15 protein-coding genes are annotated in these 15,890 nt (G+C 39.3%); 6 read left to right on the top strand and 9 right to left on the bottom strand.

Features of this window, described 5'->3' with window-relative positions:
• The first annotated feature begins 79 nt into the window (after nt 1-79).
• Together G0028_RS16630 and leuB are read left to right on the top strand one after the other, a co-directional pair.
• Nucleotides 80-643 (top strand): hypothetical protein, encoded by a 564-nt coding sequence (locus G0028_RS16630; RefSeq protein WP_130072141.1) that lies wholly within the window; start codon nt 80-82, stop codon nt 641-643.
• Nucleotides 644-688: 45 nt separating this feature from the next.
• Nucleotides 689-1,768 (top strand): 3-isopropylmalate dehydrogenase, encoded by a 1,080-nt coding sequence (gene leuB, locus G0028_RS16625; RefSeq protein WP_174493788.1) that lies wholly within the window; start codon nt 689-691, stop codon nt 1,766-1,768.
• Nucleotides 1,769-1,834: 66 nt separating this feature from the next.
• On the opposite strand, the gene G0028_RS16620 is transcribed toward leuB, so the two are convergent.
• A complete protein-coding gene (locus G0028_RS16620) occupies nt 1,835-2,209 on the bottom strand; it encodes a hypothetical protein (RefSeq protein ID WP_180045496.1) in 375 nt (124 codons plus the stop codon).
• Between the two features lie 138 nt (nt 2,210-2,347).
• On the opposite strand from G0028_RS16620, the gene G0028_RS16615 reads away from it, so the two are divergent.
• Nucleotides 2,348-2,716, top strand: a complete 369-nt coding sequence (locus tag G0028_RS16615) for a lysozyme inhibitor LprI family protein (RefSeq protein ID WP_130072478.1) — start codon at nt 2,348-2,350, stop codon at nt 2,714-2,716.
• Between the two features lie 43 nt (nt 2,717-2,759).
• Here the strand turns inward: G0028_RS16615 and infA are convergent, their stop codons facing one another.
• Entirely contained in the window at nt 2,760-2,981 is a 222-nt protein-coding gene (infA, locus tag G0028_RS16610) for a translation initiation factor IF-1 (RefSeq protein WP_004692529.1), read from the bottom strand.
• 228 nt (nt 2,982-3,209) lie between these two features.
• Between infA and G0028_RS16605 the strand changes: the two genes are divergently transcribed.
• On the top strand, nt 3,210-4,220 hold the full coding sequence (locus G0028_RS16605; RefSeq protein ID WP_130072138.1) for an AraC family transcriptional regulator: 1,011 nt from the start codon (nt 3,210-3,212) through the stop codon (nt 4,218-4,220).
• A 117-nt stretch (nt 4,221-4,337) separates the two neighbouring features.
• Here the strand turns inward: G0028_RS16605 and truA are convergent, their stop codons facing one another.
• The 5 genes from truA to asd all read right to left on the bottom strand — a co-directional run bounded on the left by truA (nt 4,338) and on the right by asd (nt 10,422).
• Nucleotides 4,338-5,135: a tRNA pseudouridine(38-40) synthase TruA gene (truA, locus tag G0028_RS16600; protein ID WP_180045495.1), complete on the bottom strand. Its 798-nt coding sequence runs from the start codon at nt 5,133-5,135 to the stop codon at nt 4,338-4,340.
• Nucleotides 5,136-5,143: 8 nt separating this feature from the next.
• Nucleotides 5,144-6,139, bottom strand: a complete 996-nt coding sequence (locus tag G0028_RS16595) for an asparaginase domain-containing protein (RefSeq protein ID WP_180045505.1) — start codon at nt 6,137-6,139, stop codon at nt 5,144-5,146.
• A 120-nt stretch (nt 6,140-6,259) separates the two neighbouring features.
• Nucleotides 6,260-7,708 (bottom strand): hypothetical protein, encoded by a 1,449-nt coding sequence (locus tag G0028_RS16590; RefSeq protein WP_180045494.1) that lies wholly within the window; start codon nt 7,706-7,708, stop codon nt 6,260-6,262.
• A 54-nt stretch (nt 7,709-7,762) separates the two neighbouring features.
• A complete protein-coding gene (locus tag G0028_RS16585) occupies nt 7,763-9,154 on the bottom strand; it encodes a hypothetical protein (protein ID WP_180045493.1) in 1,392 nt (463 codons plus the stop codon).
• A 149-nt stretch (nt 9,155-9,303) separates the two neighbouring features.
• Nucleotides 9,304-10,422: an aspartate-semialdehyde dehydrogenase gene (gene asd / locus G0028_RS16580; RefSeq protein WP_180045492.1), complete on the bottom strand. Its 1,119-nt coding sequence runs from the start codon at nt 10,420-10,422 to the stop codon at nt 9,304-9,306.
• Between the two features lie 187 nt (nt 10,423-10,609).
• On the opposite strand from asd, the gene G0028_RS16575 reads away from it, so the two are divergent.
• The gene (locus tag G0028_RS16575; protein ID WP_174493784.1) at nt 10,610-11,719 is read left to right on the top strand and encodes an endonuclease/exonuclease/phosphatase family protein; all 1,110 of its coding nucleotides are present in this window, start codon (nt 10,610-10,612) and stop codon (nt 11,717-11,719) included.
• 400 nt (nt 11,720-12,119) lie between these two features.
• Nucleotides 12,120-13,565, top strand: coding sequence for a DUF2252 domain-containing protein (locus tag G0028_RS16570; RefSeq protein ID WP_180045491.1), 1,446 nt, complete (start codon nt 12,120-12,122; stop codon nt 13,563-13,565).
• A gap of 99 nt (nt 13,566-13,664) precedes the next feature.
• Here G0028_RS16570 and G0028_RS16565 read toward each other — a convergent pair whose 3' ends face one another.
• A complete protein-coding gene (locus tag G0028_RS16565; RefSeq protein WP_180045490.1) occupies nt 13,665-14,768 on the bottom strand; it encodes a glycosyltransferase family 4 protein in 1,104 nt (367 codons plus the stop codon).
• A gap of 69 nt (nt 14,769-14,837) precedes the next feature.
• Nucleotides 14,838-15,773, bottom strand: coding sequence for a lauroyl acyltransferase (locus tag G0028_RS16560; RefSeq protein WP_174493781.1), 936 nt, complete (start codon nt 15,771-15,773; stop codon nt 14,838-14,840).
• Between the last annotated feature and the right edge of the window lie 117 nt (nt 15,774-15,890).

The raw sequence follows: 15,890 nt of genomic DNA, 5'->3' as shown, positions 1-15,890 counted from the left end.
TAGCGTGAAGGTTCAACTCTTGCTAACATGTGGAACATAAGAATATATATGTTTTAGGTGGCAGGGTTGGACCAAAATAATGATTAAGGTCTTTGATTATCGTATTGTACTAGGTGCATTGGGTCTTTTATTGAGTGCATGTCAAACATCGGACTTTTCACGCATTCAAAAAGCGGAAACCCAATATTATGATCCACGCAATAATGTCAGTATTTATTGCACGGGAGCAGAAAACTGTGAATTTAGCCGACTCAATAACATCACGTTGATCGATGAAAATACCCATCGTATTCATAAAGATGCATTGAAAACAGGTTATCTCAAGCTTTCAAGTCAAGATCCGAAAAATCACGCTGTGTATTTGAAAATACCTGCAAATCAGTATGAATTGGTGATACGTTTTTATCCTATTTCTCAACAACATGCTGAAGTTTTTCATGTGATTCATCGTTTTAAAGCGAATCAGCAATATACCTTTAAAATGTATCGTAAACGCTCTGAAAGTGCAGGAAGTTTATTGAATGTATCAGCACCTTCACCGCTATGTGTCGATTTGCTGCAAGAGAAACGCACCATACGTCGTTTTTGCCGTCCCTATAATGCAGAGACAGGCTTAAGTGAATATATTGAACAAAAAATTTAAACTTACTTGGCGGTTTAACTGTCAACAATGAAAATGGAAATACAAATGTCTAAACAAATTTTGATCTTGGCGGGTGATGGGATTGGTCCTGAAATTGTTGCTGCTGCTGAAAAAGTCCTGACCAGCGTCAATGAAAAATTTAATTTAGGTTTAACATGGGAACATGGTTTGCTCGGTGGTGCTGCGATTGATGCACATGGTTCACCTTATCCAGAGGTCACTGCTGAGCAAGCAAAAAAAGCGGACGCGATTTTATTAGGTGCTGTGGGTGGTCCAAAATGGGATACGATTGAGCGTTCAATCCGCCCTGAACGTGGTTTATTAAAAATTCGTAGTGAATTGAATTTATTTGCAAACTTACGTCCTGCGATTCTTTACCCACAACTTGCTGATGCTTCAAGCTTAAAACCAGAAGTGGTGTCGGGCTTAGATATTTTGATCGTACGTGAACTGACAGGTGGGATCTACTTCGGTCAACCACGTGGTATCCGTGAACTGGAAAATGGTGAGAAGCAGGGCTATAACACTGATGTTTATGCCGAATCTGAGATCAAACGTATTGCCAAAGTTGCTTTTGAAATGGCAAATTTACGTGGCGGCAAAGTCTGTTCAGTCGACAAAGCCAATGTCCTTGAAGTGACAGAGCTTTGGAAACAAACGGTAACTGCATTGAAAGAAGAACAATATCCAAATATTAATCTTTCACACATGTATGTCGACAATGCTGCAATGCAACTTGTACGTGCACCTAAACAGTTTGACGTGATTGTAACAGGTAACTTGTTCGGTGACATTCTCTCTGACGAAGCTGCAATGTTAACGGGTTCTATTGGTATGTTGCCATCAGCATCTTTGGATGAAAATGGTAAAGGGATGTATGAACCATGTCATGGTTCTGCGCCAGACATCGCAGGTCAAAACGTAGCGAATCCGCTTGCGACCATTCTTTCTGTTGCAATGATGCTTCGTTATACCTTCCGTGAAGAAGCGGCTGCTAAAGCGATTGAAGACGCTGTAGGTAACGTTTTAGATCAAGGTTTGCGTACAGGTGATATCATGTCAGAAGGCATGAATCAAGTCGGTACAGTAGAAATGGGTGATGCAGTCGTTGCAGCACTCGCTTAATATTTTATTTTAGATATCATATAAACGCAGCTTAGGCTGCGTTTTTTTATATAAAAAATTTAGTCTTTAGCAAGCTCGTCCTGTATAGTGAACAGCTTTCGCAATATTTTGATCTAACTCAAAAATGATTTTACATTGGAAGTGAATATCATAACTACTTGCACCAGACTGTACTTTACCTAGATGTGCATCCCCTTGTGGAATAGGAATATTTAAAGGACGATAAACAGTATAAATTATTTGTGATTCAGTTATTTGTGGTAATTTGCTCTGATAACCTAATTTTTTAAAATTCAAGTTATCTTGGATATTTTGACTGGATTGACCAAGAAATTGATGTAAATATGCATTGAGATCATAAGGACGATTAAGCTCAGTTTGACATGCGATTAAGCCTAAACCTATACAATACACCCCGATGAAAGACATAATTTTTTGCATAAATATTTTTCCTCATGTCCAACACATTATTGATATTGACATTCCTGATCAGTGTAGTAAAAAATTTCATGATGTAGTGTTGTTTGATTGCTAAAACAGCATTTAAAAATAAAAATCAAAGATGATTAGGATTAGAAAATGAAAAAGATAACGCTGTGTTTGGGTGTAATATGCCTGTCAAGTTTTGCATTTGCAGATAATTGTGACAATGCACGTAATGCTTATGATGATATTTATTGTAGTAATAAAATTTATGCCAGCGCAGATGCTGAATTAAATAAAAATTATCAATTGCTCAGAAGTAAGTTAACAACAAATCAAAAAACGATTTTAAAACGTTCTCAAATTTCTTGGATCAAAGCGCGTGATGCACAATGTTCAGATGAAGCAGAACGTACAGTTTTTGTGAACTGTAATTTAGAGAAAACACAAGAACGCAACGCTTGGTTAAGAGAGCGAATTCGTGAGTGTGATACGGTGGGTTGTAAAAATAGTACGCTGAATTAAAACATTAAAAAAGCCACAAGGGTGGCTTTTTGCTTGCTAAAACTTAGCGTGCACGGTATGTAATACGACCTTTACTTAAGTCGTAAGGTGTCATTTCGACTTTTACACTGTCGCCAGTTAAAATACGAATATAATGTTTACGCATTTTACCAGAAATGTGTGCAATCACTTCGTGACCGTTTTCTAAACGCACACGGAACATAGTATTAGGAAGCGTTTCGGTGACAACGCCTTCGAACTCGATAAGTTCCTCTTTATTGGCCATAGCCTACCTGATGATCAAATTGGAAAGGCGCAAATTATAGGCAAAAAAATAGAAAAAAACAAGTCGGCAGTCAGTTATAGCGAAGTAAATGTAGTCAAAATAGACGAACAAAGAAATAAATTATTTCAACAAAAAGTTGCTTATATGTGTTGTCAGTTTGGTCAATCGTCTGTAATCTAAATCTTATGATTTAAGTATAAATGAATAAGATACAAGGAAGGGCACTGCGTGAGTCAGCTAACTGATGCTTCGGTTGTTTTGCGATTAGGCTATCAAGCAATTCGTCGTGCGGGATTGCCAACTGAAGAACTATTATCAAAAGCCGGTGTGGCATTAAATCAAATTGATCAAAATGCCCGTACTCCTTTAAGTGCGCAATATGCTTTTTGGATTGCCGCTGAAGAGGTGAGTAAGGATCCAGACATTGGATTACATCTTGGTGAACATTTACCATTATACCGTGGGCAAGTGATTGAGCATTTGTTTATTTCAAGTGAAAACTTCGGTGAAGGGCTCAAACGAGCATTGGCATATCAACGGTTAATTAGTGATGCTTTTCATGCCAAGTTGGTCGTTGAGAACGATGGACGGTGTTATCTAACCAATGGTGAGCAACCATGGGGGGAAAATATTGTCAATCGGCATTTTTCTGAATGTGCATTGTCAGGAATTTTACGCTTCTTTAAGTTTATTACCGAAGGGCGCTTTCAGCCTATTTATATCGATTTTAACTTTAGTGAAGGTGCTTCCGATGATGAATATTTTCGTGTGTATGAGTGTCCTGTAAGTTTAGGACAAAAAGAAACCCGTTTATATTTTGATGCTGCGATTTTGGATTATCCTTTGTGGCAAGCGGAACCTGAACTTCTACAGTTGCATGAGCAGCTTGCGATTGAAAAATTGCAAGAGTTAGCACGTTATGATTTGGTCGGTGAAGTACGTCGTGCGATTGGTTCAACTTTAGAAAGTGGTGAAACAACCCTTGAAACTGTCGCTGCTCAATTGCACATTACGCCACGTCGTTTGCGTACTCAATTGTCTGAAGCAAATACGAGTTTTCAGCAGATTCTTTCTGATTACCGTTGTCGTTTAGCCAAGAAACTTTTGGCAAACACCAATGAAAGTGTTGAGCGCATCGTATATCTGACGGGCTTTTCTGAGCCGAGTACTTTCTATCGTGCATTTAAGCGTTGGACGAACGAAACACCTGTCGAATATCGAAAACGTAAACAGCATTAAGTAAGAGTATCACTCACGATACAAAGCTTCGGGTGTTATGAACCGAAGCTTTTTGCATTCTAAGTAAGAGCAAACATACATTGTTTGTAGCATGAGTAATACAGAGTCAGTTTAAGTTTATTCAGGCATGTTGAGCCAATGTGGTCCCAAAGGCATTTGGGGTAATTCAAATTGCTCAGGATAATCCGCATGGATGAAATATAAACCATCTGGAGGCGCGGTAATTCCTGCTGCTTTACGGTCTTCGGCTGCAAAAATTTCATCAATATGATCAATCTCATACATTCCTTGTCCGATTTCTAATAAACATCCCATAATGTTACGTACCATATGATGTAAAAAACCATCTGCTTGGATATCAAGAACAAGATAATTGCCGTGACGGATCAAGCGACAATGCTTTACATGGCGTACAGGTTGATTTGATTGACAGGCTGCGGCACGAAAGCTTTCAAAATTATGTGTGCCTTCAAATTTCTTGGCAGCAGCAATCATTTTGTCTACAGCCAGTGGATAGTAGGCATGTGTCACTTGCTTGAACAGTAAAGCGGGACGGCTTGGTGATTGATAAACCACATAACGATAACGGCGAGCTTTGGCTTTAAAGCGTGCATGAAAATCATGATCCATTTCCTTGATCCACTGGATAGAAATGTCTTTCGGAAGTTGGCTATTTGCACCCATGAGCCAGCCACGCATCGGGCGAATTGCGTTGGTGTCAAAATGCGCCACCATATTGGTTGCATGTACGCCTGCATCTGTACGACCTGCACCATGTAAAATAATCGGCTCATCGGCGATGGTGCTGAGGACTTTTTCCATGGTTTCCTGAATGCTGCGTACGCCAGCCTGTTGAGTCTGCCAACCTTTATATCGAATGCCACAAAACTCAATACCAATTGCAAAGCGTTGCATAATTACCTCTATTCAGGCTGATTGTTTAAGTGATCATACCAATGGTCATGCCACTGTTGGGAGCTTGGGTATTGTAAATAAATTTTTAAGATTTTGGCATAGAGATCGGCTTGGCTTTGAGCATCACTGCATAAAATGTTGGCATCTTGTATCCATTGACTGACTGCATAACGTTGGTCTAAGCCGCCAAAAGGGACTTGGCTGCTTAAAATTACACAGCAACCATGCGCTTTTAAGCGTTTTAAATATTGAATAATCGTGGCGTTAACCGCTAAATTTCCAACACCGTAAGCCTGCAAAATGAGAAAATGAGGTGGTTTATGCAGTAAAGTAGCGAGATTATTTTCCAGTTGTTGTTGTTCAATCGGTGAGATCATCCAATTGAGAATATTCAGCTGTTGTGCTTTTTCTATGTCGGCTTGGTCAATAATATAGGCTTGATTTTGAGAAGGAAAAATATTCTTCTGCAAATTTTCAACCTTTTGACCATGAAAAGCATCTAAAGTCGTACCATGAAATTTTAAAGCAGTACGGGCATAAAAGACTTGGTGATAAAACGCTAAATACACACCTGAAGGAACTTTTGTCAAATTTTCTAGCGCAGTGTTGAGGTTGTCCATTGCATCGCTCAATTCACGTATACCATCGCCTTGAGTGTCTAATAGCGGATATTGGCTTCCTGTCAGGATCACTGTGCAAGAGTCGGCTAAAAAGCGTGACAGTACAGCAGCAGCGTAACTGAGTGTATCTGTTCCATGAATCACCACAAAATATTCAAAAGCATGTTGTAGGTTTTGAATTTGCTGAATGAGTTTCAACCAAACTTGGGCAGTGCAAGCACTGCTGTCTAGGATTGCAGGTGCTTTAAAGCATTCTATCTGTAAATGTGATGGTAATACTTTTTCAAGCTTTGGAATAAACTCGGTTTCAGGCATGGGTGCTAAAGGTTCGCCTATACACCCAAAAGTTCCACCCATGTAAATTAAGGCAATTTTTTTGTTCATCATTTTCAGGCTCAGGATGTTTTGTTCGCTGTTTTCAGGTGGCTGAATGGGCTTAATTTTTGAGGCTGCATAATAAAAAAAGCAGCCATCTAGGACTGCTTTATCTTAAAACGAATTATATTATGATGCTATTTGATTAAGTAAGTTTTGTGACTGTAACTTTTGCTCAGTTGAATAATGATCCTGATCTTGCGCTAAGAGTTGGCGTGCAGCATCGTATGCACCCAAAGTAATATATTGTTCAGCAAGATCTAAGTTTAATTCAATTTCATTTGTATTTAAAAGATCTGGAAATGCTTGCGCTAAAGGGTCAAGCGTTGCTGCTGTTTCTTGAATCTGACTTTGAGCTTGAGAATCTAGGCTTGGTACAATTTGCGGTTCATTAACATCAAAATTAAAGTTTGGTGCTGGCTCTATTGCAAAGCTATCTAGTTTAAAGTCTAAGCTATGCTCTGAGATCGTTGGCTCAGACGTTGCTGTATCGATGTTAATCGACTCTGAACTGCTTGGTGTAACAGGTGCTTCAAAATCGAGTTTAAATTCACTTAAGCTTTCTACTGGAGATGTGAGCTTAGTCACTGTTTCAGTTGGGGGGGATACAGCATCTAGGCTAAATTCAAGTGGTGTCTTGTTTTCAGGCGCTACGACAAATTCTTCAACGACAGGTGATGCTGTAGGTGTTTCTAAACTAAAGCTAAAATCTAATGCATCGCGTGTTTGTGGTTTATCTGTATGTGTTCCAGGTTGAGTTAAATCAAATGCGAGTGCATTATTTTCAGTTTCTGCTTTTTCTTCAGCAGGTGTTGCAACTTTTTCAGTGGTTAAACTCGGTGTGAACTCTAAATCAACATGTTCATTTGATACTGTACTTACAGGCGTCGCTAAAGTTTTCTCATCTGCTAATTCAATTGGTTGAGGTTCATTTTTTGCACTTGGGCTATATTCATTTTGCAGTAAATCAAAACTGTTATTGTTTGTTGGTTTATGATCAACTAATGCGTCAAAAGCATCTGCGGGAACTGGATTTTGGATCACAGAAGTAATTGTTGGTGTTGTTGCTTCAGTCGATGTTTTAAACTCAATAACTTCAATGGTTTGTGCATCAATTTGAGTTTTTTTATCTTCAATTTGTTGAGCGATATCATGCAAATTTAAAGAGCGTAAATACTGAACCAATTGATTAATTGCAAATTCATCTTTTTGTGCTAAATGAATGTCCAATAAGTACAAATATAAGCCATGTTGACGGTTGTCTTGGTTCAAGGCTAAATTGATCTGAGCTTCAGCAGCAGAATAATTTTTAGCGCTGATTAAACTTTCAATTTTTTGCTTTAAATCGGCACTGACAGCTATAACTTGATCTTGAACAACAGGTTCTGGTTCAGATACTTGTGTTTGTTGACGCTGACTCGTACGGGCACTTTTCGCCACATTCTTTTTGGCTGTTTTTTTGTTGCTGACTTTTTTGTTGGTCTTACTGCGGTCAGCATCCTGATTGTTTGCTTCACGTTTTTTTAAGACAATCGCAACCACTAATAATAAAACAAAAGGAATGATATACAACAACATATTCGGTTACCCCTTCATTGTATCCAATGAACCTTAATTTAAAAAATACGTGAATTACTTAGGTTTTCTTGCTTGAGCTTGCTGTTGCAATTGTTGCTGAATTTGAGCAAGTCGTGCATTGAGCAATTGAATTCGATTGTTCTTTTGATTTAGAGCTGAACTCAATTGCGTCACGTGATTTTGTAATTTAACTGTTTTTTCACGTGCTGTCATAACTTTTACAGATAATTCTGCTGAAGTTGTCTTTTGTAGACCATTTTGATGTGCTGCGGATGTCGTTTGTAATGGTTTTTGATCTGCCACAATACTCATTTCTGCTTGGTTAAGTCGATATTTGGTTTTGGTATTGGCTCTTTGTTGTGCGGTTTGTGGTGGAGCAGGTTTAAATTTCTGCTGGGCATTCGGCATTGGTTGTGCAAGATTCAAAGCCACACCTTGACGCAATCGGTTGGGATTACCTTGTACAAAAGCTTGAGGATTATTGGCTTGTAATTGGCGCATTACTTCTGGAATGCTTTGTTTGGTTTTTGCTGCAATTTTACTTGCAATAGACCATAAAGACTCATTGGCTTGGACAGTATGTTGTCCTTTTATTGCAGCCGATGCAGCTTTTGCTTGTGGTGTAGCTTGTGTATTTTGTGGTTTATTGGTTGTTTGAGGTTGTGGCTTAGCTTTGGGGTTTACTTGTGCCATGTGTTGTTGTGGTATAGGTTTTGGGCTTACTTGTGCTGTTTCAGTCTTCTCTGTTGGAACAGGGTGATGCTTCAAGAAAGCAGCACGTGTTGCTTCACGATCTTCACGTATCTGATGGGGATTATTATTTTGAATAGAAGGTTGCGATGCTGAAGACGTGTTCGCCGTATTGGTGGCTGTACTTAATGCAGGCAGTGCTACTGTTGAAATAGCGAGATTGTTTGCTATAGCCGTGTCTTGTTTTACTGGCTGAGATGGTTGTAGCGAAGCACTTTCAGGTAAATTTAAAGCAATATCCTTTTCACTAACAATCATTTGTGGGGTCAGTGCTGTTTCATTACTCGGCATTGCCATTGGCGGGGTCGCTGTTTTGGTACGCGGTAAGCTGGCTTTGACTTGTTGGATATAAGTTGAACTACCTTCCTGAATTTTCAATAAAATATTCAGTTCTGGTTCAATCACAGGGCGAGAAGAGGTAATGACAATGACGCCACTGCCATCACCTGAACGACGTGTAAAAAAGTTTAAATGTCCAGGCGGTTGATGCGATGCACGAATATTCATCATATCTTCTGCTGATGCAAGATTAACATCAATTTTTTCGTTTGGATTCGAATTGCTAAATTTCATCTCTGCATAGAGTAAATCTCCTGAACTCGACTGGATTTGAATTGGATCAAGTTGAATTGCAGATACAGATTGTGATGCAATAATAGCTAATATGGCAATTTTTAGTTTGTTATATACGGTCATCGCTTTCATTGCTCTAATGAAATTGTCGTCAATTAACTAAGCACGGATTTGCTTAGTTATATCCCCAAATAAATTTTTAACCGTATAGTTACACAAAAAAACCGAACTTTACAGTTCGGCTTTCATTATTTGACTAAAAATTTCAAAAATTAACTATTTTTGTAGTCAATCAGGATACGTAACATACGGCGTAAAGGCTCAGCAGCACCCCAAAGTAATTGGTCACCGACTGTAAATGCGCCTAAGTATTCTTTACCCATATTAAGTTTACGTAAACGACCTACAGGAACAGACAGTGTTCCAGTCACTGCAACAGGTGTTAAATCTGTCATGGAAGCTTCACGGGTATTCGGTACAACTTTAGACCAGTCATTTGCACTTGCGATAATATCTTCGATTTCATCCAATGGAATATCTTTACGAAGTTTTAACGTTAAAGCTTGAGAATGGCAACGCATTGCACCAATACGCACACAATGACCATCAATAGGTACAATTTGCTGATTGCCTAAGATCTTGTTGGTTTCAACTTGACCTTTCCATTCTTCTTTTGACTGACCGCTTTCGAGCTGTTTGTCGATATATGGAATGAGAGAACCCGCTAAAGGCACGCCAAAGTTTGCAGAAGGGAAGCCTTCACCACGTTGTAATTGTGCAATTTTAGAGTCAATGTCTAAAATTGGTGAACGAGGATCATCAAGCAAATCTTTGGTATTGTTATATAAATACCCCATACCTGTGATCAGTTCACGCATGTTTTGCGCGCCTGCACCAGAAGCTGCTTGGTAAGTCATTGAAGTTGCCCATTCCACTAAATTGTTTTGGAATAGACCGCCTAAGCCCATCAGCATCAATGAAACAGTACAGTTACCGCCCACGAAAGTTTTGGTGCCTTTCACTAAACCATCTTTGATGACATTCATATTCACAGGATCGAGAACGATGATGGCTTCATCATCCATACGTAAGGTAGATGCAGCATCAATCCAGTAACCATTCCAACCGTCAGCTTTGAGTTTTGGAAAAACTTCAGTGGTATAGTCGCCACCTTGACAGGTAATAATGACATCCATTTGCTTCAGACTGTTAATGTCTGATGCATCCATAAGTGCTGGGGCGGTCTTACCGCCAAACGCAGGAGCTTCACCACCTGCATTACTGGTAGAAAAATAGAATGGCTCAAAATGAGCAAAATCATTCTCTTCAACCATACGTTGCATAAGGACGGAACCAACCATCCCGCGCCAACCGACCAGACCTACTTTCATGTCACTTCGCCTCGGTGCGTTAAAAAATTAATAGGGGGGTTCGAGTGTATCAAAAGGACGTGTAACTGCAATAGCTACACAATCAAAACACCAACAATATTGTGCAATATATCTTGTTTATGTTACATGCAAAACTGATATAAATTTATAAATGAATAAAAATTTAAGAATATAAAGAGTGTAAATTATGTTTTGGATTGAAATTTTAGCAGGATTGGTGATTTGGCTGAGCTTTTGGTCATTGATTCCACGAGATGAATGGTGGTTTCGCGGCGCAGATTTTCCACGACTACAAATCTTAGTCTTGGGTGTCGTGGCATTGCTTTTCCTTATTTTTTGGCAAGGAGAATGGGATGTCAAACGAGATATTATTCTGATTTTGTTGATTGCGGCTTTGGCGTATCAGTTAAAAATGGTGTTGCCTTATACTTTTCTGTGGAAGAAGCAAGTTGCACAAGTGCGCCCAGAACAATTAGAGCCAGATCGTCAAATTTCTTTAATTGTATCTAATGTGCTGACACCAAATGATCAATATCATTTATTGATTGAACAAATTGAAAAGTATCAACCTGACATCGTATTAACGTTAGAAACAGATCAAACTTGGCAGAATGCTTTGTCTAGCATCGAGAAAGATTATCCTTATCGCGTGCCTGTACCTTTAGATAATTTGTATGGCATGCATTTGTATAGCAAACTGAAATTGCTCGACACTGAAGTGAAATTTATTCTGAGTGATGAAATTCCCTCGATTCATACCACCGTGATCTTACGTTCAGGACAGCCTGTGCAGTTGTATTGTTTGCATCCAAAACCACCAAGTCCAACCGAAGCAAAAGACTCGACCTTACGTGATGCCGAGTTATTGATTGTAGGAGATCAAATTAAAGATTTGGATGAAAGTTGCATTGTGATGGGTGATTTAAACGATGTTGCTTGGTCTCGCACGACACGTTTATTTCAACGAATTAGCGGTTTATTAGACCCACGTGTTGGACGTAAATATGTCAATACCTTCCACGCTGATTATAAGCTGTTAAGATGGTCGCTCGATCATATTTTCCATAGTACTGATTTTGCTTTGGTGCAGATGCAACGCTTGCCACATATTGGCTCAGACCATTTTCCTGTATATGTGACTTTACAAACAGGGCGTGTGTTTGAACAAATTCAAGAAGAATTAGAGCAAACCGATGCCGATGAGCAAGAAGCACAACAAGCGATTCAAGAAGGAATTGAAAAAGCAGAGCGTGAAGAAAAAGTAGTCACCGATGAAATTGCACAGGATTATAAATGAGGCTAACCGATTATTATGAAGTTTGTAGCCTTTGTACGAAAAAGCTTACGTCTATTTAGGTGCATAGCGGATAGGCAACGCATGCCGTTGGTTTTAATATAGGCTTATCGGCACACGGAGTAGGGAAAGGAAGAGTCCCCTTAAGGAAGACGAAGCCGATGGAAAATCATCATGGACATGATGTTGGAATGGACAACCAAACACAATAAAAAGAACAGCACTTGAAAGCACAACCTCATATACCCGAGTTTTGCAGGATGCAGAACTCGGGTTATGCTTATTTAGGGTGAGCAAAAATATAAGACCAATACCAGCGTCGAATTCACACTAGACAAATGATGACAAGATAAAAATGTCAATGTTATGATTTCGGCTCACAAACACAATTAGAATATTGGTTATGCACAAAAAAAAATCACCTGAATTGCCGCAATTTTTATGGACAGATTTCAGTATAGACCTGACCTCACATCAATATAAAAATAAGCTTTTAAATCAGCAACAAGGCTTTGACTTAGGTAAAGCACAGCGAAAACTAATTTCACGTTCAGAACTGAGTCAACTCTCAGAGCGCCCAAAGGGAGTCGATGCATTAACGATTTATCATTGGAGTAATCAAGGGCGTGTAGATCATTTAAAACCTGTACGTGCGAAACGAATGAGCGTTTCGCCATTTGCTTATTTTCGTGGTATGCCTTCTTTGATGTTATATGACCTTGCATGGGAAAAAAGCCATTCAGGTTTAATGCAGCAAATTTGTGGTGATTGTCATTTGTTAAATTTTGGTGGTTTTGCCAGTCCTGAGCGTAATTTATTATTTGGAATTAATGATTTTGATGAAACGTTAGTTGCGCCTTTTGAGTGGGACTTAAAACGCCTTGCAACGAGTTTTATTATCGCAGCAAGTGAAATTAAACTCGGTGAAAAAGTCGGTTTAAAAGCGATTGAAGTCATGCTTAATGCTTATCGGCAGCATTTACAACATTTTAGAACACTATCACCCTTACAAACTTGGTATGAAAAAGTAGATGCAGCGGTACTTTTGCAACATACCGAAGACCAAAAAATTCGTAAAAAACGTGAAAAACATTTAGCGACAGCGCATCGTCGTACTTCTGCTTCGGTATTGCCGAAACTTACGGATTATGATGCAGAAACTGGGCATCGTTGTTTTATTGATGAGCCACCATTATTGCGTCATCCTGAAAAAGGTGAAGTTTTTGCGAAAAATTCCAAAGCATTTTTTAAGCGTTACCGTGACTCTTTAAAGTCTGACCGTCAGGTATTATTTGATCGTTATCGTTGTACCGATATCGCATTAAAAGTTGTTGGCGTGGGGAGTGTAGGTACACGTGCTGCGATTGCTTTGTTTGAAGATGCAGATCGTGAACCTTTAATTTTACAAATGAAAGAAGCAAATCCTTCGATTTTAAGCCCATTATTTCTTGAAAAAGCCAAACATGAAGGCGAGCGTGTCATTTCAGGGCAACAGTTAATGCAAGCAGCAAATGATATTTTCTTGGGTTTTGCCTCATATAGTCAGGAGCATCAACAGTTTTATGTCCGCCAGTTACGTGATATGAAAATCTCAATCGACCTTGAAGATATGGACGATGTATATCTTTATGAATATGCCGACAGTTGTGGTTTGGCATTGGCACATGCGCATGCAAAAGCAGGCAATGCCGATGTCTTGATGGGCTATTTGGGTGAAGGTAAGCAAATTGTCAAAGTTCTTCAAGAATATGCGGTTCAATATGCCGAACGCAATGCGGCAGATTATGCACAATTTTTACAAGAAATTGAAAATGGGAAAATAGACGTTGCAGGGGATGAGGTTCTTTAAAATGATCTAAGTCTTACAGCAGCTAAAAATGCCTTTACTTAATCAAAGGCATTTTTTATTCCTACGTAATAAAAGCACGTAATGCTTCGTCAAGCTTATTTATTGCTGTAACACTTGTTTATAAAGCTCAATCGTTTGATCACACATATCTTTTAAACTGAACTGTGTGACAGGTGCAACCTGCTGTGGCTGATCAATATGTAATTTTACAGCATTCAAAAGCGCAATGTTGTCATCTACCGCAATTTTACCTTGTGGATAGACATTTGCTAAAATTTCAGCGACACCGCCTCGATCCCAACCAATGACAGGCGTACCAACAGAAAGTGCCTCCAATGCTGTACGACCAAAAGTTTCGGCTTGATTAGACAAAGACAGCACCAAGTCAGAAAATGCCAGCCATTCTCGGATGTCTGAACGATGACCCACAAAGGTGATGTGATCAGTTAATTTTTTGCTTTTAATGGTGTTTTCTAATTCATCTAAATAAGCTGCTTTTTTCGGGTCTGCGCCACCGACCACAACAGCATGCAGTTGTGGATATTGATCACGCAATTTTTCCATCAGTTCTATTAGGGTTTCATGACCTTTAAGGCGAGTAATACGTCCAGGCAAGCAAATTAAAAACTTATTTTCTAATTGTGGAAAATCTTGAAAAGTTTTATTGATCCATTGTGCAGGAGCTTGATAACCATGTGGAAATGCTTTGGGATCAATGCCTCGATAAATACGGACAATATCTTCAGGTGGGCAGTTTTTATAATGATCGGTAATATATTTGACCACGCTGTCAGAGACGGCAATGACTTTTTCAGCGTGAGTCATGATGGCACTGTAACGATTAATGGAATAAAAACCATGCACAGTGCTGATCAGATGCGGACGTTTTTCTACAGCAATGCCTTTGAGGGCAAAATGCGTTAGCCATGCGGGCACCCGTGAACGTACATGTACAATATCAGGTTGATGCTGTTCAATCAGTTTACGTAGTGGTCGGATTTGCCACAGACTAGACAAAGCTTTTTTATGAATGGGCAGCGTTAAATGGGTTGTTCCTTCTGCTTCTAGTTCGGGAACTAAGCGTCCGCCATTGGACACCACTAAGGATTGATGACCCTCTGCAACGAGCGCTTTGGCAATTTCCAAAGTACCACGTTCTACACCACCACTATTTAGTTCGGGAAGAAGTTGCATTACTTTCATACGTTTTTCCTTGTCATTGTGAGGTTGGTGCAGCGTTTAGAACAGTGTAATCGCACTTTGTGCAACAGATTAATAAATCTTTTCATAGCCGTCAGGACGGGTTTTGAAGCGACGATGAAACCACATATATTGAGTTGGTGCGATGCGTAATTGCTGTTCAATGATTTTGTTGACACGAATCGCATCATCTAGTTCATCATCACTTGGCAGATGATCCACCGCAGGTTCAATCAACACTCGGTATTGTGGATTTTTAATGTCACCATGACGATAAAAATACAGAGGAATGGCGACCGCTTTAGAAATTTTTAATAAACGACGATGCGCCGTCACTGTTGCTGCAGGTGTACCAAAAAATGGGGCCATAACCCCTTGTTTTAGGCCAAAATCTTGATCAGGGCTATACCAAATCGCATCCCCTTCCTTTAAATGGCGGATAAGTCCCCGCATATCATCATGGTCGATTTGTGCTTTGTAAATGGTGCCACGACAACGATAAATCAGCATATCTAACAAAGGATTGTTTTGTGGACGATAGACCACATCAGGTTCAAAATATTGCGCACATAAATAACCACCCGCATCGAGTAAAGTGCTGTGTGTGCCTAATAACAAAATCCCTTTACCTGCGGCTTGTGCATTTTGAATATGCTCTAAACCCTCAACTGTTACGCGACCTTTAAACCATTGTGGTGAGTACCAAGCATTTAAGGTTTCAAAAACACCAATCATCATGTCAATAAAAACCTGACGGGCGTGCTCTTGTACTTGTTCAGCCGACCATTCAGGGAAACATACTTCGAGATTACGCACAGTGGTTTTACGTCTTGATTTCAGTCGTTTAAATGCAACATTTCCTAGAAAAGTCGCTAAGCGATGCTGAATAGGCCAAGGTAAAATTGCAAGTAACATTAAAAAGACAATGGCGATCCATATTCCCCAATATTGTGGCAATAAGAATGCCCAATAAAACTTTCCTGATACGTACTGATGCTTTTTACTCATATGAATGTGAGGAGTGGCAATGGTTGAGATGGCTGAAGTTTAACATGAACTAAATTTAAAGATGGTAGGCATTGTTTGATAATATAACCAACAAGAATCAGACTGCGATGGCTTTAA

The organism is Acinetobacter piscicola (genome assembly GCF_015218165.1).
Classification (GTDB): domain Bacteria; phylum Pseudomonadota; class Gammaproteobacteria; order Pseudomonadales; family Moraxellaceae; genus Acinetobacter; species Acinetobacter piscicola_A.
Note: the sequence above shows the minus strand (reverse complement) of the source record. Positions and strands in the feature narration are given on the sequence as shown.